This window comes from Blastococcus carthaginiensis (genome assembly GCF_030731085.1).
Lineage (GTDB): Bacteria > Actinomycetota > Actinomycetes > Mycobacteriales > Geodermatophilaceae > Blastococcus > Blastococcus carthaginiensis.
On sequence record NZ_JASNFN010000006.1, the window covers coordinates 26,337 to 46,234 of the forward strand.

At 74.6% G+C, this 19,898-nt stretch carries 17 protein-coding genes; 8 read left to right on the top strand and 9 right to left on the bottom strand.

The features are described 5' to 3' along the window. Positions 1-212 precede the first annotated feature (212 nt). From QOZ88_RS08235 to QOZ88_RS08245, 3 genes are all read right to left on the bottom strand, one after another. On the bottom strand, positions 213-731 hold the full coding sequence (locus QOZ88_RS08235) for a hypothetical protein (RefSeq protein WP_305999308.1): 519 nt from the start codon (positions 729-731) through the stop codon (positions 213-215). A 296-nt stretch (positions 732-1,027) separates the two neighbouring features. Next, complete coding sequence (locus tag QOZ88_RS08240; RefSeq protein ID WP_305999309.1) at positions 1,028-2,008, bottom strand: SDR family oxidoreductase; 981 nt, start codon at positions 2,006-2,008, stop codon at positions 1,028-1,030. Then, positions 2,005-3,189 carry a zinc-dependent alcohol dehydrogenase gene (locus QOZ88_RS08245; protein WP_305999310.1) on the bottom strand — a complete coding sequence of 395 codons (1,185 nt, stop codon included), beginning with the start codon at positions 3,187-3,189 and terminating at the stop codon, positions 2,005-2,007. The genes QOZ88_RS08240 and QOZ88_RS08245 overlap by 4 nt, the downstream gene beginning before the upstream one ends. Before the next feature lie 276 nt (positions 3,190-3,465). On the opposite strand from QOZ88_RS08245, the gene QOZ88_RS08250 reads away from it, so the two are divergent. Both QOZ88_RS08250 and QOZ88_RS08255 read left to right on the top strand, forming a co-directional pair. Continuing rightward, positions 3,466-4,650, top strand: coding sequence for a PP2C family protein-serine/threonine phosphatase (locus tag QOZ88_RS08250; protein ID WP_305999311.1), 1,185 nt, complete (start codon positions 3,466-3,468; stop codon positions 4,648-4,650). A gap of 570 nt (positions 4,651-5,220) precedes the next feature. Then, on the top strand, positions 5,221-5,685 hold the full coding sequence (locus QOZ88_RS08255; RefSeq protein WP_305999312.1) for an ATP-binding protein: 465 nt from the start codon (positions 5,221-5,223) through the stop codon (positions 5,683-5,685). Positions 5,686-5,827: 142 nt separating this feature from the next. On the opposite strand, the gene QOZ88_RS08260 is transcribed toward QOZ88_RS08255, so the two are convergent. Further along, positions 5,828-6,370: a hypothetical protein gene (locus QOZ88_RS08260; protein WP_305999313.1), complete on the bottom strand. Its 543-nt coding sequence runs from the start codon at positions 6,368-6,370 to the stop codon at positions 5,828-5,830. A gap of 30 nt (positions 6,371-6,400) precedes the next feature. On the opposite strand from QOZ88_RS08260, the gene dtd reads away from it, so the two are divergent. Further along, the gene (dtd, locus tag QOZ88_RS08265; protein WP_319946878.1) at positions 6,401-6,952 is read left to right on the top strand and encodes a D-aminoacyl-tRNA deacylase; all 552 of its coding nucleotides are present in this window, start codon (positions 6,401-6,403) and stop codon (positions 6,950-6,952) included. Positions 6,953-7,231: 279 nt separating this feature from the next. Continuing rightward, complete coding sequence (gene sigB / locus QOZ88_RS08270; protein ID WP_305999314.1) at positions 7,232-8,218, top strand: RNA polymerase sigma factor SigB; 987 nt, start codon at positions 7,232-7,234, stop codon at positions 8,216-8,218. Between the two features lie 175 nt (positions 8,219-8,393). On the opposite strand, the gene QOZ88_RS08275 is transcribed toward sigB, so the two are convergent. Further along, entirely contained in the window at positions 8,394-11,144 is a 2,751-nt protein-coding gene (locus tag QOZ88_RS08275) for a bifunctional acetate--CoA ligase family protein/GNAT family N-acetyltransferase (RefSeq protein ID WP_305999315.1), read from the bottom strand. Continuing rightward, positions 11,137-12,318, bottom strand: coding sequence for an acetoin utilization protein AcuC (locus tag QOZ88_RS08280; RefSeq protein WP_305999316.1), 1,182 nt, complete (start codon positions 12,316-12,318; stop codon positions 11,137-11,139). Before QOZ88_RS08280 ends, QOZ88_RS08275 begins: the two co-directional genes overlap by 8 nt. Positions 12,319-12,475: 157 nt before the next feature. Between QOZ88_RS08280 and QOZ88_RS08285 the strand changes: the two genes are divergently transcribed. Next, positions 12,476-13,201, top strand: a complete 726-nt coding sequence (locus QOZ88_RS08285) for a metal-dependent transcriptional regulator (protein WP_305999317.1) — start codon at positions 12,476-12,478, stop codon at positions 13,199-13,201. Positions 13,202-13,331: 130 nt separating this feature from the next. Continuing rightward, positions 13,332-15,398, top strand: a complete 2,067-nt coding sequence (locus tag QOZ88_RS08290; protein ID WP_305999318.1) for a S9 family peptidase — start codon at positions 13,332-13,334, stop codon at positions 15,396-15,398. A gap of 14 nt (positions 15,399-15,412) precedes the next feature. Here the strand turns inward: QOZ88_RS08290 and QOZ88_RS08295 are convergent, their stop codons facing one another. The 3 genes from QOZ88_RS08295 to QOZ88_RS08305 all read right to left on the bottom strand — a co-directional run bounded on the left by QOZ88_RS08295 (position 15,413) and on the right by QOZ88_RS08305 (position 17,764). Next, positions 15,413-16,492, bottom strand: coding sequence for a DUF4192 domain-containing protein (locus tag QOZ88_RS08295; protein ID WP_305999319.1), 1,080 nt, complete (start codon positions 16,490-16,492; stop codon positions 15,413-15,415). A gap of 200 nt (positions 16,493-16,692) precedes the next feature. Further along, positions 16,693-17,433, bottom strand: coding sequence for a hypothetical protein (locus QOZ88_RS08300; protein ID WP_305999320.1), 741 nt, complete (start codon positions 17,431-17,433; stop codon positions 16,693-16,695). A 37-nt stretch (positions 17,434-17,470) separates the two neighbouring features. After that, entirely contained in the window at positions 17,471-17,764 is a 294-nt protein-coding gene (locus QOZ88_RS08305) for a Dabb family protein (protein WP_236831993.1), read from the bottom strand. A gap of 95 nt (positions 17,765-17,859) precedes the next feature. On the opposite strand from QOZ88_RS08305, the gene QOZ88_RS08310 reads away from it, so the two are divergent. Both QOZ88_RS08310 and QOZ88_RS08315 read left to right on the top strand, forming a co-directional pair. Next, complete coding sequence (locus QOZ88_RS08310) at positions 17,860-19,113, top strand: glycosyltransferase family 4 protein (protein ID WP_305999321.1); 1,254 nt, start codon at positions 17,860-17,862, stop codon at positions 19,111-19,113. Next, positions 19,107-19,871: a class I SAM-dependent methyltransferase gene (locus QOZ88_RS08315; RefSeq protein ID WP_305999322.1), complete on the top strand. Its 765-nt coding sequence runs from the start codon at positions 19,107-19,109 to the stop codon at positions 19,869-19,871. The genes QOZ88_RS08310 and QOZ88_RS08315 overlap by 7 nt, the downstream gene beginning before the upstream one ends. Positions 19,872-19,898: the final 27 nt, after the last annotated feature.

Consider the following 19,898-nt stretch of genomic DNA (forward strand, 5'->3'; position numbering starts at 1 on the left):
CCCGGCCGGTGCCACAGGCCGGCCCGGGTCGAGTCTGATCGTTACGTGCGCCGGCGCTGCCGCCGGGCCAGCGCGAGGCCGATCGGCTGTCTCGGTCCGGGTCACCCGGTCCTCGTCGGACGACCGGCCCCCGACGGCCCGCAGCGCGTAGGGCAGGACTTCCGTCGGAGGCCGGTGCCTTGCTCGCCGCCTCCCTCCGGATGCGGCGAACCTCACCGTCGGCCGGTGGCGAGGAAGGGCTCGTCGCGGCGCACGCCCGAGCTGTAGAAGAAGAAGCTCAGCAGGGTTCCGAAGACGATGTGCATGACCAGCTCGAACGGCTGGTTGGGCATCTGGAACTGCGGCAGGATCGTGTTCGCGATGATCACGAAGTTGACCACGTAGATGAGTGCGCCGTAGACGGTCCCGACCAACGCGGCGGTGCCGTTGGTGCGCAGCGCCGGGGCGATGAGCGCGAAGGCGATGCCCAGGAGGGCGGAGAGCACCATGTGGACGGCGACGCCGACCCACGGCTGAGCGGTGCCGGCCTGGAGGGCGTCGGCGCCCAGCACGATCGTGGAGATGAGCTTGAGCGGCGCCAGCCAGCCGCCACCGGTCGTGGCGGCGAACCACATCGTGATCACCGCGAAGGGGATGCCGGCGACGATGCCGCCGATGGCCCCGCGGAGCAGCCGGCGCCCCACCGGCTCAGGGGCGAGCGTGCCAGGTCGGTGCGTTGCGGATTCGTTCATCTCGTCCTCGCTCGTCGTCGAGTCCGTCCCGGCGATGGCAAGGACGGACGGAGGTTGCGGTTCCGGGCGCGCGTCAGCGCCGCGTCTGCCCTGCCCTCTCCCGGTCGCCCGTACCGGCGAACGTCACCTGGCCGACAAAGTCGGTGGACGGCCTGGTGCCGTGGTGACGTCGGGGCCGATCCGCCTGTCCTGTCGCACCACTCGGGTCGCAGGACCGGTCAGGAGGAGGTCACTCCCGCCTCTCGGGAGCTGAACCCCTCACCGCCGGGACCACGGCCTCCCGAGGACATGCAGCATCACGGTGCGCGCTCGACGGCCCGGCGCAGCGCGCCCAGGGCGCCGGCCGCCGCGACGACGGCACCGACGCCCACGGCTGCGCGGGCGGCCCTGTTCGGCCAGCCGCCGCGCACGGCGTCGAGATCGGGCTGCGGTGTGAACACGTTCCCGTCGTCGGCCGGTGCCGGCTGCTTGCCGAGGGCCACGAACCGCATGGCCAGCGGTGCCAGTTCGCTGTAGGTGCGCGGCAGCAGCGCGTGCCCCCACGACCCGAGGTGGTGCAGCTGCCCGACCGTCACCTCCCGCCGCGGGTGCTCGGCGCACCGGACGACGGCCCGGGCGACCCGCGTCGGCGAGGAGACCGGTGGCACCGGCTTGATCGTCCGCCCCGTGTAGTTCGCGGCATGCCGGAAGATCGGCGTGTCGATCGAGCCGGGCAGGATCGTGCACACGTGGATGCCTCGGTCCTGCTTCAGCTCCTGGCGCAGCACCTCGGAGAAGCCCACGATCCCGAACTTGCTCGTCGCGTAGGCGCTGACGTAGGGCGAGGTCATCTTCGCGTACAGCGAAGCGATGTTGATGATCACGCCGCGGCCCTGCCGCTTCAGCACCGGGAGCGCGGCCCGTGCGCCCTGCATCGTGCCGAGGAGGTTGACCTCGATGATGCGGCGCTGCACGTCGACGGGGACCTCCCCGATCGCGCCGTAGGCCATGACGGCCGCCGCGTTGACCCACACGTCGATGCGGCCGAACGCCGTGACCGCCCGACGGGCCAGCGCCTCCACCGCCTCGCTGTCGGCGACGTCGGTGGGCACGGCCACGGCCCGCGCCCCGGCCGCCCGGCACTCCGCCGCCGCCGCGTCCAGCGACGGGCCGCCGCGCGCAGCCAGGACGACGTTCGCACCCCGCCCGGCGAACCGCTGCGCGGCGGCCCGGCCGATGCCGCTGGACGCCCCGGTGACGACGACCGCGGCACCGTCGAGATCGACGCCCCGACTCACGGCTTGAGGACGACCTTGATGCAGCCGTCTTCCTTGTTCTTGAAGATCTCGTAACCGTGCGGGGCCTCGTCGAGCGCCATCTTGTGGGTGGTGAGGTCCTCGGTCCCCAGCGGATCGGCGTCGTCCTGCAGCGCCGGCATGATGTCGTCGATCCAGCGCTTCACGTGCGCCTGCCCCATGCGCATGGTGACGCCCCTGTCGAACAACTGCATCATCGGCATCGGGTCGGCCTCGCCGCCGTACACGCCGATGAGCGACACCGTGCCGGCGCGGCGGACGGAGTCGAAGGCCGTCCGCATCGCCGCCATCCGGTCCACGCCGAAGGTCTCGACGGCCTTGCGGGCCAGCCCGTCCGGCAGCAGGCCGGCGGCCCGCTGGGCGACCTCTTGGAACGGGGTGCCGTGGGCCTCCATCCCGACCGCATCGACGACGCCGTCGACGCCGCGCCCGCGGGTCAGTTCGCGGATCGCCGCCGGGACGTCGTCGATCTCGTTGCTGTCGAGCACGGTGATGCCGTGCCGCCGGGCCATCTCCAGCCGCTCGGGCACGTTGTCCACGCCGATCACCTGCTCGGCGCCGAGGTGCTTGGCGACCCGCGTGGCGAACTGGCCGACCGGGCCGAGTCCGATCACCGCGCAGCTGTCACCCTCACCGACGTCGGCGTACTTCACCGACTGCCAGGCCGTCGGCAGGATGTCGGACAGGAACAGCCACCGCTCGTCGGCGTGCTCCTGCGGCACCTTGATGGGCCCGAACTGCGCCTGCGGCACGCGCAGGTACTCGGCCTGCCCGCCTGGCACCTGGCCGTACAGCTTCGTGTAGCCGAACAGGGCCGCGCCCTTGTCCTGTTCGCGCACCTGCGTCGTCTCGCACTGCGCCATGAAGCCGTGGGTGCACATCCAGCAGTGCCCGCAGGAGATGTTGAACGGGATGACCACCCGGTCACCGGGCTTGACGTGGGTGACCTCGGAGCCGACCTCCTCGACGATCCCCATCGGCTCGTGGCCGATGACGTCCCCCTTGTCCAGGTACATCCCGAGGACGTCGTAGAGGTGCAGATCCGAGCCGCAGATCGCCGTCGACGTCATCCGCACGACCGCATCGGTCGGCTCCTGGATCACCGGGTCAGGCACCGTCTCCACCGAGACCTTGCCCGTCCCCTGCCATGTCAGCGCCTTCACCGCGTCACTCCGTCCAGTAGGTGTCCGTCGTCCAAGGACCGGTCCTCCTCGGCGCTACCCGGCGCCGGGAACGGCATGCGATCCGGACCGGACGGGAACATGTCGGTCCTGTGACGGCCGGTCATCGCAGAGCCGCCTCGCGGCGGCTGGGGCGCCCACCCGCTGCCGCGCCCCCCACCGCGAGGGTCCGGTTCCGGACGTCCCGGTCGGCGTGCCCGTGCAGCCCGCTCGGCGCGGACCGCGCAGGAGCGGAACCGGCTGCCTACAGTCCTCCCTGTGCCTGAAGCTCCCGGACGAGAACCCAGCCGGCTCCAGGTGATCGCCGCCCAGCTGGACGCCGTCATCGACAGCGCGCCGCTCGGCATCGGGCTGTTCGACGAGGAGGTCCGGCACGTCCGGGTCAACCCGGTGCTCGAGGAGATGAACGGTCTGCCGGCCGCCGAGCTGCTCGGCCGGACGCCCGCCGAGCTGCATCCCGGGGTCGGCGGCGAGGCGGAGGTCCTGTACCGGGAGGTGATGCGGTCCGGCCGCCCGCGGCGGGACGTCCTCATGACCGGCGCCGTCGGCAGCCGGCCGGGGCAGGTCCACCACTGGAGCACCAGCTTCTTCCCCGTCCGGCACGACGGCCAGGTCATCGGGCTGTGCGTGGTCGTGGCCGACGTGACCACCGAGCGCCGGCTCGCCGAGGCGCTGGCCGCCTCCGAGGAACGCCACCGTCGGCTGGCCGAGGACCTGCAGACCAGCCTCCTGCCGCCCGTCCTGCCGCAACCGGCAGGGGCGGAGCTGGCAGCCGCGTACCGGCCCGGCGGGACGGCCTCCACCGTCGGCGGGGACTTCTACGACCTCGTCGAGCTCGACGACTCCTCCTGGCTGCTGGTCATCGGTGACGTCCAGGGCACCGGGCCGGTCGCCGCCTCGCTCACCGCCGCCGTCCGCTACGGCATCCGGGCCGCCGCCGTGCGCACGTCCGATCCGGCGGAGGTCCTGCGCACGGCCAACGCCGTCCTGCTGCGGCAGGGCACCCCGAACGGGACGTGCACCGCCGCCTGCGTCCTCGCCCGGCGGACCGGGGACCGGATCGACCTGCGCACGGCCTCGGCCGGCCACCCGCTGCCCCTGGTGCTCCGCAGCGGCACCGGGGCCGTGGAGGAGGTGGGCACCCCCGGGACGCTGCTGGGCAGCTTCCCCGAGGTCGACCTGCCGGTCGCCGGAGCGAGCCTGGCAGCCGGTGACGTCCTGGTCCTCTACAGCGACGGGGTCACCGAGGCGCGGTACCGGGCCCGTACGGGCGACCTCGAGTTCTTCGGTGAGGAACGGCTGCGCTCGCTGCTCGCTGCGTCCCGGGGGGCCGGCGCCGCGGACATCGCGGGGCGGGTGGAGGCCTCGGCCCTGGAGTTCCAGTCCGGCCACCCGGCCGACGACCTCGCCGTCCTGGTCCTGCGCGCCACCGGCGGGAGCTGAGCCCGCCGGCCGCGGTCGTACTGGGTCTCGTCGAGGTCCAGGACGAGCTCGCCGGTGTGCACCACCGTGGCGGGCCGGTCCCGGACCAGCAGGAGGACCGACGCCTCGGGGTTCCCGGGCATCACCGTCCTGGTGAGGTCGGCGACCGTCTGGAGCAGGCCGTCCATCGACAGGTCGTGCAGGGAGAGCCGGCCCAGGCGTTCCAGGGCCTCGGCGGCGTCGACGGGGGTCGCGTTCTGGTCGCGGGCCACGGCTCGGCCTCCGGTCTCCGTCGACACCGGGGGCGGTGACCTCGGCCGCGGTACCCGGTGGGGGCACCGCTGGGGGTACGCCGCTGCTGGACGCACCGTTCGACGCGGGTCGGCGCCTGGGCTGGCGGCCGACGCCACGCCTGTCGACGCCGGGGGCACCTTCGCGCGGGGCCACCTGCTTACCGCACCGGCGGCTGGGTACCGGGCGGCGGACGGAGTCAGACAGCACGGGTCCGGTTGCTCGACGGGTGCGCACTGCCGCTCTCCCGGGGACGAGGACCTCTCGCATGCCGGTCGTCCGGCATCCCGGGAGAGGTACATGACACAGCAGTTCTGGGCGTACCGGCCACCGCCGGCGCCCGACGCAGGGATGCCGTCCCTGTACCACGGGGAGCCAGCCACGGCCGCCGAGATCAGCGCCGGACGGGCGCAGCTGCGCACCGCGGTGGTCGGCTCGGCGGCGGTGAGCGGTCCCTGCGACGACGATCTCGACCGGCTCCTGCTGGTCTTCGAAGAGCTCGTCTCGAACGGGCTGCGGCACGGGTCCCCACCGGTGCAGGTGACCGTCACCGGCACCGCCGGGGGCTGGCTGCTCCAGGTCAGCGACGCCGCGGCCGATCGTCCGCCCTCCCCACCCATCGGCCGGGACCCCTCTGCCGGCGGCATGGGCCTGAACCTGGTGGCGGCCCTGTGCCCGGCGCACGGCTGGGGCGTGCACGCGGGCCGCAAGGTGGTGTGGGGTTGCCTGGAACCGGTGCCACCGCTCGGCACGCACCGCCCGTGACGACGGCTCGGCCGCCGGGACGCGTGCTGCCGGAGCCCTCCGCCTGAGCAGGCTCACCGCCCTGCGCATCCACAGGGCTGCGGGCGGGGCACGAGGACGGCGGTGCCGCGCGCGGGCGCGACACCGCCGTCCTGCGCGCGGATCAGTCCCGGTGCCGTCCTCCGCGCCCGCCGGCGCCCGCGTCCTCGTCGGCCACCCGCGCGCTCACCCGCTCCTCCAGGTCGGCGAGGCGCTCGTCGGCCTCCTCCTGCGTGAGGTCACCGTCCTCGACGGCCTGGGCGATGCGCTCCTCCTGCGCCGCCACGAGCGCATCGCCGAGCACCTCGACGGCCACGCCCTGCTGCTCGGCGACGTCGGCCAGTGAGGTGCCTTCGGTGGCCAGCGCCTCCCGCAGCTCGTCCTCCGTCAGGTCGAGCGCCGTCGCGGCCGCGGCGAGGTGCGGTCGGGCCGCAGGGCCGTGACCACGGCCTCCGCCGAGCCCGCTCTCGGCCAGGGTCGCGGCGACCTCGTCGGCCTGCTCCCCCGTGAGAGAGCCATCGTCCACCAGCCCCGACAGGGCGTCCCGGATCCGGTCCTGGCGGGTGGTCGAGGCCTCCTCGTCGGCCAGCGCCGGGACGGCGACCGCCAGCCCTCCGCCCAGCGCGAGCGCCCCGGCGGTCGTGGCGATGATCAGTTTCTTCCGCACGTTCCCCTCCTCGGTCCGGATCGGTCCGTCGTGACCGACCCGGCAGCAGCCTCGGCCCGCCGGCTGTGGTGCGGCTGGGCGTCGAGCGGGCAGGTGCCTGTGAGCCGGGCGGCCCGCGCCGCCGCCGGCGCCGTCGGGGAGGATGCCCCGGTGAGAGCGGTGGTGAGCCGGGTGGTTGCAGCGGCTGTAACGGTCGAGGGTGCCGTCGTCGGCGAGATCGGTCCGGGACTGCTGTCACTGGTCGGAGTGGGCCGGGACGACGACGCCGACTGCGCGCGGGCGATGGCGCGCAAGATCCACGAGCTGCGCATCTTCACCGGGCCCGACGGGGCCGTCTCGGCGTCCGACCTCGGTCTCCCGGTGCTCGTCGTCAGCCAGTTCACCCTCTACGCCGACACGCGCAAGGGCCGACGGCCGTCGTGGCAGGACGCCGCCCCGGGCGAGCTCGCCGAGCCGCTGGTGGAGGCGGTGGTCGCGGAGCTGCGACGTCGGGGTGCCACGGTGGCCACCGGCGTCTTCGGCGCGAGCATGCGGGTGTCGTCGGTCAACGAGGGGCCGATGACCCTGCTGCTGGAGGTCTGAACCGCCGCCGTCGTCATGCGAATGACATGTCTGGGACTCCACGGCGGCGGGTATCCGCGGGTGACCGAAGACACTCCCTGTCGGTTTGCTGTGAACGACCGGATCGCGGAACACCGGACCCCTCAGTGGCCGTTGTGCAGGGCGTACCACACCGGACAGAGAAGAGCGGGACCGGCCGGTGACCCCGGAACCGTGGCCCCCGCTCCACGCCTGGATCGCACCGCCGCCCATCGACGCCGGCGGGTGCATCCGAAACCAAGGCAAGGACGAAGACCCATCGTGACGCTGCTGCAGTCCTCCCCCACCGACACCCTGGACGTGCGCGCCCCCCGGCGGGAGCCCGACACCAGCGGCCTGGTCTCCACCGACCTCGTGCGCGTCTACCTCAACACCATCGGCAAGACCGCTCTGCTCACCGCGGAGCAGGAGGTGGAGCTGGCCAAGCGGATCGAGGCCGGTCTCTACGCCGAGCGGCTGCTCGGCGAGCAGGAGGGCCTCACGCCCGCCCGCAAGCGCGACTACAAGATCCTCGCCACCGACGGCAAGGCCGCCAAGGCCCACCTGCTGGAGGCCAACCTGCGGCTCGTCGTCTCGGTGGCCAAGCGCTACACCGGCCACGGCATGACGTTCCTGGACCTCATCCAGGAGGGCAACGTCGGCCTGATCCGCGCCGTGGAGAAGTTCGACTACACCAAGGGCTTCAAGTTCTCGACCTACGCCACCTGGTGGATCCGGCAGGCGATCACCCGGGCGATGGCCGACTCCGGGCGCACCATCCGGCTGCCCGTCCACCTCGCCGAGCAGGTCAACAAGGTGGTCCGCACCCGCCGGCGCATGCACCAGGAGCTCGAGCGCGAGCCCACCGCCGAGGAGCTGGGCCTCGAGCTCGACCTGCCCGAGGAGCGGATCACCGAGCTGCTGGAGTACAGCCGCGACCTGGTCAGCCTCGACCAGACCGTCGGCGCCGACGAGGAGTCGCGGCTCGGTGACTTCATCGAGGACGCCGACGCCGCCGTCGCCGAGGACGCCGTCGCCTTCCAGATGATGAAGGGCGACGTGCGCAACGTCCTCTCCACGCTGGAGGACCGCGAGCGGGACGTCGTCGTGCTGCGCTTCGGCCTGGACGGCGGCCAGCCCCGGACGCTCGAGCAGATCGGCAAGCAGTTCGGCCTCTCCCGCGAGCGCGTGCGGCAGATCGAGCGCGAGACGATGGCCAAGCTGCGCGACCCGCAGCGCGCCGACGCCCTGCGCGACTACCTGGCGTAGGCACGGGCACAGCGAGGGCCGGTCACCTGCGGGTGGCCGGCCCTCGCTGCGTCATCACCGGGTCGGCTGCGCATCGATGATCAGCTCACCTGATCGTCGAGCGTCCTCCCTCACGGTGTGCGGCGAGGGAGGACGCTCTGGGATCAGGGCACCTGATCGTCGCGGCCGGGACGGTTCACACCGGCGAGCGCATCCTCCGCGGGCCGGGGTCGACGCGGGCGGTGGGCGGGCCGACCAGCCCGGTGCCGCCGGCGACGACCAGCGAGCGGCCGCCGTGCCAGGCGTTGGCGGGGCCCACGATCACCGGCTCCAGCGTCAGCCGCAGGACCTCCGGCAGGTCGTCGGCCAGCCGGGCCACCCGCAGCAGCAGGTCCTCCAGCGCGGCGAGGTCGACCGGCTCGGAGCCGCGGTAGCCGTCCAGCAGCGGGAAGGCCCGCGGCGAGCGCACCAGCTCCGCGGCGTCCAGGTCGGTCAGCGGCAGGGTGCGGTAGGCGCGGTCGCCCAGCAGGTCGGTGGCCACGCCGCCGAGCCCGAAGCTCACCAGCGCGCCGAACGACGGGTCGTCAACGATCTCGACGACGGTGGCCACGCCGGGTGCGGCCATCTCCTGCACGATCACCGGATCGCCGGAGGGGATGGCGGTGAAGGCGCTGCGCACCGCCTCGGCATCGGGCAGGTCCAGGCGCACGCCACCGAGGTCGGACCGGTGCCGCAACCACGGCGCGGTGGACTTGAGCACGACCGGGTACCCGACCGCCTCCGCGGCCGCGACCGCCGCCTCCGCGTCGGTGACCCTGCGGGTGCCCAGCAGCGGGATGCCGTAGGCGGCCAGCAGTCCGATCAGCTCGTCGTCGGTGAGCTCCCGGCCGGCCGGCGCCCCCGCGAGCGCGGCCCGCACGATGCGCTCGGCGGCGGCCTCGTCGACGTCGGGCAGCTCCGGCACGTCGCCGACCGGCCGCCGCCGCCACTCCGCGTACTGGACGGCCTTGGCCAGCGCGATCACCGCCCGCTCCGGCGTGGAGTAGGACGGCACCGAGCCGCGGCCGGGCACCCCGTTCTCGTCGAGCACGGCGAGTTCCTCCGGGACCCCCTCGGTCGAGAGGAAGCTCGCCACGATCGGCTTGCCCGATGTGCGCGCCACCGCGCGCAGCGCCGGCCCGAACTCCGCCGAGCCGGCCATGAGCGGCGGGAGGAAGACGGCGACGACGGCGTCGACGCCGTCGTCGTCCACCGCTGCCTGCAACGCGGCGCTGAAGTCCTCCGGCGTGCCCGCTGCCCCGATGTCCACGGGTTCCTCGCGCGCGAGCTCCAGGGCCTCTTCCAGGACGGCGTCCGCGACGAGCCACCCGATCGCCGTGGAGTTGCCCACGACGGCCACGCGCCTCCCCGCCGGCAGCGGCTGGTGCGCCAGCAGGGTGCCGACGTCGAACATCTGCGCGACGGTCTCCACGCGGATCACGCCGGCCGAGGCGAACAGCGCCGCCACCGACTGCTCCGGCACCGCCACCGACGTGCCGGCGAGCCCGCGGGTGACCTGCACGTGCCGGCCGCTCTTCACCGCCACCACCGGCTTGGTGCGCCCGACGGTGCGCGCCAGGCGGGCGAACTTGCGCGGGTTGCCGAAGCTCTCCAGGTGCAGCAGCACGACCTCGGTGCCGGGATCGGTGGCCCAGTACTGCAGGAGGTCGTTGCCGCTCACGTCGGCGCGGTTGCCGGCCGACACGAAGGACGACAGCCCGAGGTTGCGGCTCCGCGCGCTCTCGAGGAGGGCGACGCCCAGCGACCCGGACTGGGCGAAGAAGCCCACCCGGCCGCGTCCGGGGACCATCGGCGCGAGGCTGGCGTTGAGCCGCACCTCCGGGTCGGTGTTCACCACGCCCAGGCAGTTGGGGCCGACGACGCGCATGCCGGAGGCCCGGGCCGCGGCGACCAGCTGCCGTTCGCGCTCACGGCCTTCGGGTCCGGTCTCGCCGAAACCACCGGAGATGACCACCAGCCCACGCACCCGCTTGCGGCGGCAGGCCTCCACCACGCCGGCGACCTCACCGGCGGGCACCGCCAGGATCGCCAGGTCCAGGTCGTCGGGGATCGACTCGATGTCGGCGTAGGCGGGCACGCCCCGGACGTGCCGCGCGCCGGGGTTCACCGGGTAGACCGGCCCGGCGAAGCCGTAGTCCAGCAGGTGCCGGAGCACCGCGTTGCCGATCTTGCCGTCGTCGTTGCTGGCCCCGACCACGGCGACCGACGACGGCGTCAGCAGCCGGGCGATGGACCGCGACTCGCTGCGCTGCTCCCGCTCGTAGGCGACGGCGAGGGCGTCCTCGGTCTGCTCGATGGGGAAGGTCAGGTGGACGACGCCGTCCTCGTAGCTGCGCTCGGCCTTGTAGCCGGCGTCGCGGAAGACGCGCACCATCTTGCTGTTCTGCGCGAGCACCTCGGCGACGAAGCGCTTGATGCCCCGCTCGCGGGCCGCCGCGGCGAGGTGCTCGAGCAGCACCGAGCCCAGCCCCCGCCCCTGGTGGGCGTCCTCGACGAGGAAGGCCACCTCGGCGTCGTCGGTGCCGGGGTAGCGGTCGTAGCGGCCGACGGCGATGACCTGGTCGCCCAGCAGCACCACGAAGGCGACGCGGGAGTCGTGGTCGACGTGGGTGAACCGGTGCAGGTCGCGCTCGGAGAGCCGCTTCATCGGCCCGAAGAACCGGTAGTAGCGGGTCTGGTCGCTGCTGCGCTCCATCAGGCCGTTGAGGCCCTCGGCGTCCTCGGGGCAGATCGGGCGCAGGTGCACCGTGCCGCCGTCGGCGGCGACGATGTCGGCCTCCCAGCCCGGCGGCGGGGTGGGGTTCTCCTGCTCCTCGGGCGGCCCCTCTCCAGGGGCCCGCTGCGAGCCTGCGAGCAGTGGTGGGGAGAGGGATCCTTCGTCAGTCACGGGGGTCGTCCGGGTCGAGGCCGAAGTACGGGAAGCTGGCGCGGCGGGTGCGCATGATCGCCCGGTCGACGCGGGACTCGGTGAAGGCGTCCCAGCGGGAGAAGCCGGTGTACCCGCCCTCGGTCATGTGCGTCGGGGGCCGGGCGCGCAGGCCGCGGCGCAGCACGTCCTCCCGCCACGACTCGGGGATCTCGGTGGCGGGGTCCAGCTTCACGCCGCCGGCCTCGGCGATCAGGTGGGTCCACGCCCGGGGCACGCAGCGCACCAGGCCGTACCCGCCGCCACCCAGCGCGATCCAGCGCCCGTCGCAGATCTCGTGGGCCAGCTCGTGCATGGCCTTGTAACTGGCGCGCTGCCCGTCGACGGTGAGCGCGAGGTCGGCCAGCGGGTCCTCGTGGTGGGCGTCGCAGCCGCACTGGGTCACGATGATCTGCGGCTGGAAGGCCGTGAGCACGCTCGGGACGACGGCGGTGAACGCCCGCAGCCAGGAGGAGTCGTCGGTGCCGTTGGGCAGGGCGAGGTTGACCGCGCTGCCGAGCGCCTTGTCGGGATCGCCGGTCTCCTCCGGGAAGCCCGTGCCCGGGAACAGCGTGAGCGGCGTCTGGTGGATGCTGACCGTGAGCACCCGGGGGTCGTCGTAGAAGGCCGTCTGGACGCCGTCACCGTGGTGGACGTCGAGGTCGACGTAGGCGATCCGCTCGTACCCCTGGCCGAGCAGCCAGGCGATGGCGACGGCGGCGTCGTTGAAGACGCAGAAGCCCGAGGCCGATCCGCGCATCGCGTGGTGCAGGCCGCCGGAGATGTTGACGGCGTGCTGCGCCGCACCGCTGTGCACCTGCTGGGCGGCGAGCACGCTGCCGCCGGTGATCAGGGCGGCGGCCTCGTACATCTCCGGGAAGATCGGGTTGTCCGCGGTGCCCAGGCCGTACCCGACGCCCGGGTCGGCCGGCGCCTGGCGCACCGCCTCCAGGTAGACCGGGTCGTGCACCAGGGTGAGCAGGTCCTCACCGGCCGGCTCGGGCTTCAGCACCTGGAGCCGGTCGGAGGCCAGCAGGCCGAGGCCGTCGGCGAGGCGCATCGTCAGGTCGAGCCGCACCGGGTGCAGCGGGTGGTCGCCGCCCATCGTGTAGCCGAGCAGCGCGTCGTCCCAGACGATCGCGACCGAGTCGCTCACGGGCACCTCCCCTCCCGGCGCGCCCGGCCGGGCGCGGCGGCGCGGGGCGGGCGCGACCCGGGGCCGGGGTGCCCGGGGCGCCGGCGAAGCCACCCCGCCGGTGGCCCGGTGCCGGGCCTCCGGCCCCGTAGACTGGCCCCCGACACGGAGGAGACCTGTGAACGACCTCATCGACACCACCGAGATGTACCTCCGGACGATCTTCGAGCTGGAGGAAGAGGGCATCGTCCCGCTCCGGGCCCGCATCGCCGAGCGGCTGCACCAGAGCGGCCCGACGGTCAGCCAGACGGTCGCCCGTATGGAGCGCGACGGGCTGCTCACCGTCGAGGGCGACCGGCACCTGCAGCTGTCCGAGGAGGGGCGCCAGCTCGCCACCGCGGTCATGCGCAAGCACCGGCTCGCCGAGTGCCTGCTCGTCGACGTCATCGGCCTGGACTACGCCGACGTCCACGAGGAGGCCTGCCGGTGGGAGCACGTGATGAGCGAGGCGGTCGAGCGCCGCCTGCTGTCGCTGCTCGGCAACCCCACGGTGTCGCCCTTCGGCAACCCGATCCCCGGGCTGGAGGCCCTGCGCGGCGACGAGCAGCTGGGGGGCGAGACCTCCGCGGTCCTGGACTCGCTGACGCTGCTGTCCGCCACCGCCACGGCGGAGGGCCGCCCGGTGGTGATCCGCCGGATCAGCGAGCAGCTGCAGGAGAACGCCGAGCTGCTGCGCTCGCTGGCCGACCACGGGGTGCGCCCGGGCGTGACGATGACCGCGCAGCTGGTCGAGGGCTCGGTGGGCCTCGACGGGTACGTGCTGCCGATGGGCGTGGCCCAGCACATGTTCGTCAGCGCCACCGACGAGGAGCTGACCCCGCTCGAGGCCGCACCGCTCCTCTGACGACGTCGTGGTGACCCGGCGGGTCCCGACGAGTTCCTGCGGGCCTGGGACGTCCGCTGACGCCCGGCGGGGCGGGCACCGGCTCACTACGGTGAGGCGGTCCCCCGCTGCCGCCTGAGAAGAGGCCCCGGTGAGCACGTCCGCTCCTGCCCCCGACGACCCGGTTCCCACGCCCTTCCACCGCCTCGCCGACTTCGTCGCGCTCCCGCGGATCGGCGGCCTGGCCCTCTCGCCGGACGGGACTCGGCTCGCGGTGCCGCTGCAGACGCTCGACCGCGAGGGCAAGAAGTGGCAGACGGCGCTGTGGGAGATCGACCCGCAGGGGGTGCGGCCCGCCCGGCGGCTCACCCGCAGCGCGCCCGGCGAGTCGGCGCCGGCCTGGGCGCCGGACGGCTCGCTGCTGTTCACCTCGGCCCGGCCCGACCCCGGCGCGGAGCCGGCGTCCGAACCCAGGCCGGCGCTGTGGCGCCTGCCCGCCGACGGCGGCGAGGCGCGACCAGTGCTGGCCCGGCCGGGCGGCATCGCCGGTTTCGCCGTCGCCGCGGGCAGCGGTGACGTCGTGGTCGTCTCCGCCACGATCGCCGGAGGGTCGGCACCGGACGCGGACGAGGAGCGGCGCAAGGCACGGGCCGAGGCCGGGGTGTCGGCGATCCTGCACGAGGCCTACCCGGTGCGGTACTGGGACCACGACCTCGGGCCGGCGGTGCCGCACCTGTTCTGGGCCGGGCAGCTGCCGGCCGACGAGCAGCCCGGCGCGGAGCAGCCGCTGGAGCTGCGCGACCTGACCCCGGACGCGGCACCGCCGAACGGCTCCGGCGACGACGTCGACCTCTCCCCCGACGGGACGCTGCTCGTCCGGGCCGAGGAGGTGCCCGACGGCCCCGCCGGGCGGCGCACCCGGCTGGTGCTGGTCGACACCGGGTCCGGGGAGACCCGGGTGCTCGTCGACGACCCGCTGGCCGACGTCCACGGGGCCGCCTTCTCCCCCGACGGCAGCCGGCTGGTGTGCGTGCGGGAGGCGATGTCCTCCTACGCCGACCCGCCGGACTACACCCTGCTCGTGGTCGACGTCGCCGACGGCACCGCCCGCGACCTGACCCCCGGCTTCGACCGCTGGCCCAGCGCCCCGCAGTTCTCCGCCGACGGCACCGCCGTCTACTTCCTCGCCGACGACGACGGCCGCCACGCGCTCTTCCGCGTGCCGCTCGACGGCGGGGAGCCGCTGCGGCTCACCGCCGACGGCGCCTACAGCGACCTGCAGGTCGCCCGCGATGGCAGCGCCCTCTACGCCCTGCGGTCGGCGGTCGACTCCCCGTCCCTGCCGGTCCGCCTGGACCCGGCGACCCCGATGCAGGACCCCGCTCCCCTGCCCACCCCCGTGGCCGTCGACCGGCTGCCCGGGACGCTGCACGAGCTCGACGCCACCGCCGCCGACGGCGCACGGGTGCAGTCGTGGCTGGTCCTCCCGGAGGGCGCGTCGGCGGAGTCGCCCGCCCCGCTGGTGCTCTGGATCCACGGCGGGCCGCTGATGAGCTGGAACTCGTGGTCGTGGCGCTGGTGCCCGTGGGTGCTGGCGGCCCAGGGCTACGCGGTGCTGCTGCCCAACCCGGCGCTGTCGCAGGGCTTCGGCCAGGAGTTCGTGCGCCGCGGCTGGGGCGAGTGGGGCGACGCCCCCTACACCGACCTGATGGCGGCGGTGGACGCGGCCGAGCAGCGGCCGGAGATCGACGAGGCGCGGACAGCGGCGATGGGCGGCTCGTTCGGCGGCTACATGGCCAACTGGGTGGCCACGCAGACCGACCGGTTCCGGGCGATCGTCACCCACGCCAGCCTGTGGAACCTGGAGCAGTTCACCGGCACCACCGACGCCGCGTACTACTGGGAGAAGGAGTGGGGCGACCCCTTCACCGAGCCCCGCCGGTACGAGCAGAACTCCCCGCACCGCTACGTGGACCAGATCCGCACCCCGGCGCTGGTCATCCACGGCGACAAGGACTACCGGGTGCCGATCGGTGAGGCCCTGGCGCTCTGGTACGGCCTGCAGAAGCGCGGCGTGCCGTCGAAGTTCCTCTACTTCCCCGACGAGAACCACTGGGTGCTGACGCCGGGGAACAGCCGCGTCTGGTACGAGACCGTGCTGGCCTTCCTGGCCGAGCACGTGCTGGGCCAGGAGTGGCGGCGGCCGGAGCTGCTCTGAGCTCCACCCGGCGGTCACGCCTGCGGATCGGGCTCGGCCGCGCGCCCGATCAGGTCCCGCAGGCCCGCGGGCGGCAGGCAGGCGTCCAGGGCCCGCCTCAGCAGGAGCGCGAGGGTGTGCTCCGGGTCGCCGTCCAGGGCGCGGTCCAGGGCGATGCCGGCCATCGCCCCGTCGCCGCGCAGCCACGCGCTGACCGCGAGCAGGGTGGCCGGCGCCGCGTCGAGCGGCGCCGGCACCCGCCGCGTGCATTCTGTCCAGAGCACCTCCGCCGCTGCGGCGTCGGGGCCGAGCGCGAGCTGCAGGGCGCGGTCGCGCACCCGCACGTCGCGCAGCGCCCAGCCCAGCGCGGCGAGCTCGTCGTCGTCCAGCGGGCCCTGGCCGGCCGCGCCCGGCCGGTACCGGGCGACCGCCCGCCGCACCGCGGCCCACGACTCCTCCACCAGCGCCGGCCGGCCCACCTCCTGGAGCCGGGCCGCACGGCCGGCGGCGGCGCGGAGGCAGGCGGCCTGCATGCCCGGCCCCGACCCGGTTGGGGCGTCGAGCCGCTCGGCGAGCTCGGCCCGGTCGGCCGCGACCACCTGCCCCGTGCAGACGGCGGCGGCCGCCAGCGCGCTCACCCCACCGGGTAGCGGCGTCCCCGCCCCCGGTGCGCAGCAGGCGTGCGGGCAGTCGTAGGACCACCAGCGCCCGCGCCGGACGAGCAGCACGTCCCGCGGGGCGATGCCGGCCGCGGCCAGGGCCAGCACCAGCTCGTGCACCAGCGCCCGGTGCGGCAGCAGATCGGCCACCGAGCCGTCCGGAGCGGGGTCGTCGGCCTCGTCGGACACCACCACGGCCAGCGCCGCGGCGGGCCGGTCGCTGTGCAGGCTGCGCACCAGCAGCCGCGCCGTCCGCGCAGCGTCACCGTCCGGGGGCAGGTCGCCCCGGACGGTCAGCCCGACCCGCCCGCCGGACGGCCCGCCGAGGCCGATCAGGACCACCGACTCGGCGGGGTGGAACCCCAGCAGCTGCGGCAGCGCGGCGGCCACCTCCCCCGGGTCGGAGAGCCGGATCTCCAGCTGGTCGGCGGGATGCTGCGCGGTGGGGAGGTCCATGCGGCGACCCTGCTCGCGCCGCGGCCGCCGTGGGGCCGCTCGAACAGGTCTGTGGACGGCGGCCGGCGCTGTGGACGCCGCTGCCCACGGGGACCTGTGCGGCCGTCCACGAGGCACCACCCTGCGCCCGCCACCTCTCCGGACCGGGGTACCGGCACCGCGCCGGACGCCGGGCCGTAGCGGCGGGCCGGCGGGCCGGGTCAGTCCAGCGCGTCCGCCTGGGTCTCGTAGGCCTGCTCGAGCAGCTCCGCGAAGGCCGCCGGGTCGGCCGGCGCGGCCCCGCCGAGGCTCGTGTCGACCGACAGCAGGAGGAGCAGCCGGTCGTCGTCCTCCACCGCCGCGACCAGCGTCGGCACCGTCACCTGCGACCCGTCGGGCGCGGCGATCGTGGTCGTGTACCGCAGGAGGGCGGCACCGTCGCCCAGGTCGGCCACCGGGAGCTCCTCGAAGGTGATCGTCGCCTCCCCGATCTGCGGGGCGGTCAGGCGCGCCTCGGGGCACCGCTCGGCGGCGTCGGCCAGCTGCGCGACGGCGTCCTCGATGGGGCCGCCCCGCACCAGCATCTGCACCGTCGTCGTCGACCCCGTCGTGGCGCTCTGCGCGGCGACGTCCTCGAACGCGTCCAGAGCGGGCTGGGTGCCGTCGACGGCGGCCCGGCAGCTCTCCGGGGTGATCTGCATGTCCGGCCCGCCGGCGACGATGCCCGAACCGGCGCGCAGCTGGTCCGGGGAGAGGGCCAGCACGGTCGCGTCCGGGCCGAAGGCGGTGGCGGGCAGCAGCCCCGAGGCGAGGTCGGGCGCCTTCGACGCCTGTGCGGAGGACGCCGCCGCGGCCGACGAGGCTGCCGCGGCGGTGCGGTCCGAGGCGTCCCCGTCGCCGCAGCCGGTGAGCAGCAGGGCCGCGGCCGACCCGGCCACGAGGAGACGGCGTGCGGAGGTCATGCCCCCGACGCTAGCCGCCGCGGACCCGGCAAGGCCCTCACACCCGGTGCTGGATGGCGCTGCGCGCGGCCAGGATGGGCCGCACGTGCTCGGCGATGACCGCCAGGTGCACGGGGTCCTGCGCGTAGCGGTGGAACGCCTCGACGTCGGGGAACTCGGCGATCAGCACGGTGTCGGCGTTGCCGTCGACCAGGTCGGCGTCGTCGGCGACGACCAGCGACGTCATCCCGCCGACGGAGCGCCGCAGCCCGCGCAGCGCCTCGACGGTCTGCGCCCGCCGCTCGGCGTCGGCGTCGGGGGACCAGGTGAAGAGCACGACGTGACGGATCATCGGGGGAAGTCTGCCAGCCGCGCGGTCGTCCGGCCGGGTGGTGGACCTACCGGCTGGTAGCCGAGCGGCGGTGCGCGGTCGTTACAGTCCGTTCCATGGGACGGTCGTTGCGCATCGCACTGCTGTCCTACCGCAGCAAGCCGCACAGCGGGGGCCAGGGCATCTACGTGCGGGCCCTGTCCCGGGAGCTGCGCGAGCTCGGGCACCGCGTCGAGGTGCTCAGCGGCCAGCCCTACCCCGAGCTCGACGACGGCGTGCCGCTCACCCGCGTGCCGAGCCTGGATCTCTACCGGGAGCCCGACCCCTTCCGCACCCCGCGCCCGTCGGAGATCCGCGACTGGGTCGACGTCGCCGAGTGGGCCACGATGTGCACCGCCGGCTTCCCCGAGCCGCTCACGTTCACCCTGCGCGCCGCCCGCCACCTGCTGCCCCGCCGCGCGGAGTTCGACGTCGTGCACGACAACCAGTCGCTGGGCTACGGCCTGCTGCGGCTGGTGCGGGCCGGCGTGCCCACCGTCGCCACCGTGCATCACCCGATCGCCATCGACCGCGACCTGGAGCTGGCCGCGGCCCCCACCCTGCGCCGCACGCTGACCCTGCGCCGGTGGTACGCCTTCACCCGGATGCAGGAGCGGGTCGTCCAGCAGCTCGACGCCGTCACCACCGTCTCGGAGAACTCCCGCCGCGACATCGCCGCGCACATGGGCCTGGCGCCGGACCGGATGACCGTCATCCCGGTGGGCATCGACCCCGAGAGGTTCTCCCCACCACCGGCCGGGCAGCCGCGCGAGACCGACTCGATCCTCGCGGTCACCAGCGCCGACGTCCCGCTCAAGGGCCTGGTGCACCTGCTGGAGGCGCTGGCCAAGCTGCGCACCGAACGGCTCGTGCGGCTCACCGTCGTCGGCAGCACCCGGCCCGGCGGCCCCGCCGAGGCGGCGCTGGACCGGCTCGGCCTGCGCGACGCCGTCCGCTTCACCGGCCCCGTGCCCGAGGACGAGCTGATCCGGCTCTTCCGGCGGGCCTCGCTGGTCGCGATCCCCTCCCTCTACGAGGGGTTCTCGCTGCCCGCCGTCGAAGCCATGGCGTGCGCGACCCCGCTGGTCACCACCGATGCCGGCGCCCTGCCCGAGGTCGTCGGCACCAAGGCGGGGCTGCGGGTGCGGGCCGGCGACGTCGGCGAGCTCACCGCCGCCCTGCAGCTGGTCCTCGACTCCCCCTCGCTCGCCGAGCAGCTGGGGCGCGCCGGCCGCCGGCGGGTCCTGGACACCTACACCTGGCGGGCCACGGCCGAGCGCACCGCCGGCTGGTACGCCGAGACGCTGGACCGGAGGGGACACCCGTGCTGACCGTCGACTACGACCGGCTCGACCTGCGGCCGGGGATGACCGTCCTCGACCTGGGCTGCGGCGAGGGGCGGCACGCGTTCGAGGCCTACCGGCGGGGCGCGCGCGTCGTCGCCGTCGACTGGGGGCAGCACGAGGTCGCGACGACGAAGCGCTGGCTCGGCGCAATCGCCGAGGCCGGCGAGGCCCCGGCCGGTGCCCGGTACGAGGTGGTGCGCGGCGACCTGCTGCACCTGCCGTTCCCCGACGCGAGCGTCGACCGGGTGATGGCCTCCGAGGTGCTCGAGCACATCCCCGACGACGCGACCGCGATGACCGAGATCGCCCGCGTGCTCAAGCCGGGCGGTCGCGTCGCGGTGACCGTCCCGCGCTTCGGCCCCGAGCGGATCTGCTGGGCGCTGTCGGACGCCTACCACGCCAACGAGGGCGGGCACATCCGCATCTACCGCGCGGACGTGCTGCGCGCCCGGCTGTCCACGGCCGGCCTGGTGCCCGGGGCGAGCCACCACGCGCACGCCCTGCACGCCCCGTACTGGTGGCTCAAGTGCGCCGTCGGGGTCGACGAGGACTCCGCCGCGGTGCGCGCCTACCACCGGCTGCTGGTCTGGGACCTCACGGAGCGCCCCTGGCTGACCCGCACCGTCGAGCGGGTGCTCGACCCGCTCATCGGCAAGAGCTTCGTGGTCTACGCCGACAAGCCCGCCGAGGTCGCCGTCGCCGCGGCCGGGCTCGACCGGGAGCGGTCCGCTGCGGCCCGCTGAGCGGGGCGCCGTCCTGCTGCCGGAGCT

Excerpts from the sequence above, each read along its gene's own strand:
- QOZ88_RS08295 (WP_305999319.1), bottom strand. The coding sequence starts at position 16,492 with ATGGACCTCCCCACCGCGCAGCATCCCGCCGACCAGCTGGAGATCCGG.
- QOZ88_RS08300 (WP_305999320.1), bottom strand. The coding sequence starts at position 17,433 with ATGACCTCCGCACGCCGTCTCCTCGTGGCCGGGTCGGCCGCGGCCCTG.
- QOZ88_RS08310 (WP_305999321.1), top strand. The coding sequence starts at position 17,860 with ATGGGACGGTCGTTGCGCATCGCACTGCTGTCCTACCGCAGCAAGCCG.
- QOZ88_RS08255 (WP_305999312.1), top strand. The coding sequence starts at position 5,221 with ATGACACAGCAGTTCTGGGCGTACCGGCCACCGCCGGCGCCCGACGCA.
- QOZ88_RS08235 (WP_305999308.1), bottom strand. The coding sequence starts at position 731 with ATGAACGAATCCGCAACGCACCGACCTGGCACGCTCGCCCCTGAGCCG.
- QOZ88_RS08305 (WP_236831993.1), bottom strand. The coding sequence starts at position 17,764 with ATGATCCGTCACGTCGTGCTCTTCACCTGGTCCCCCGACGCCGACGCC.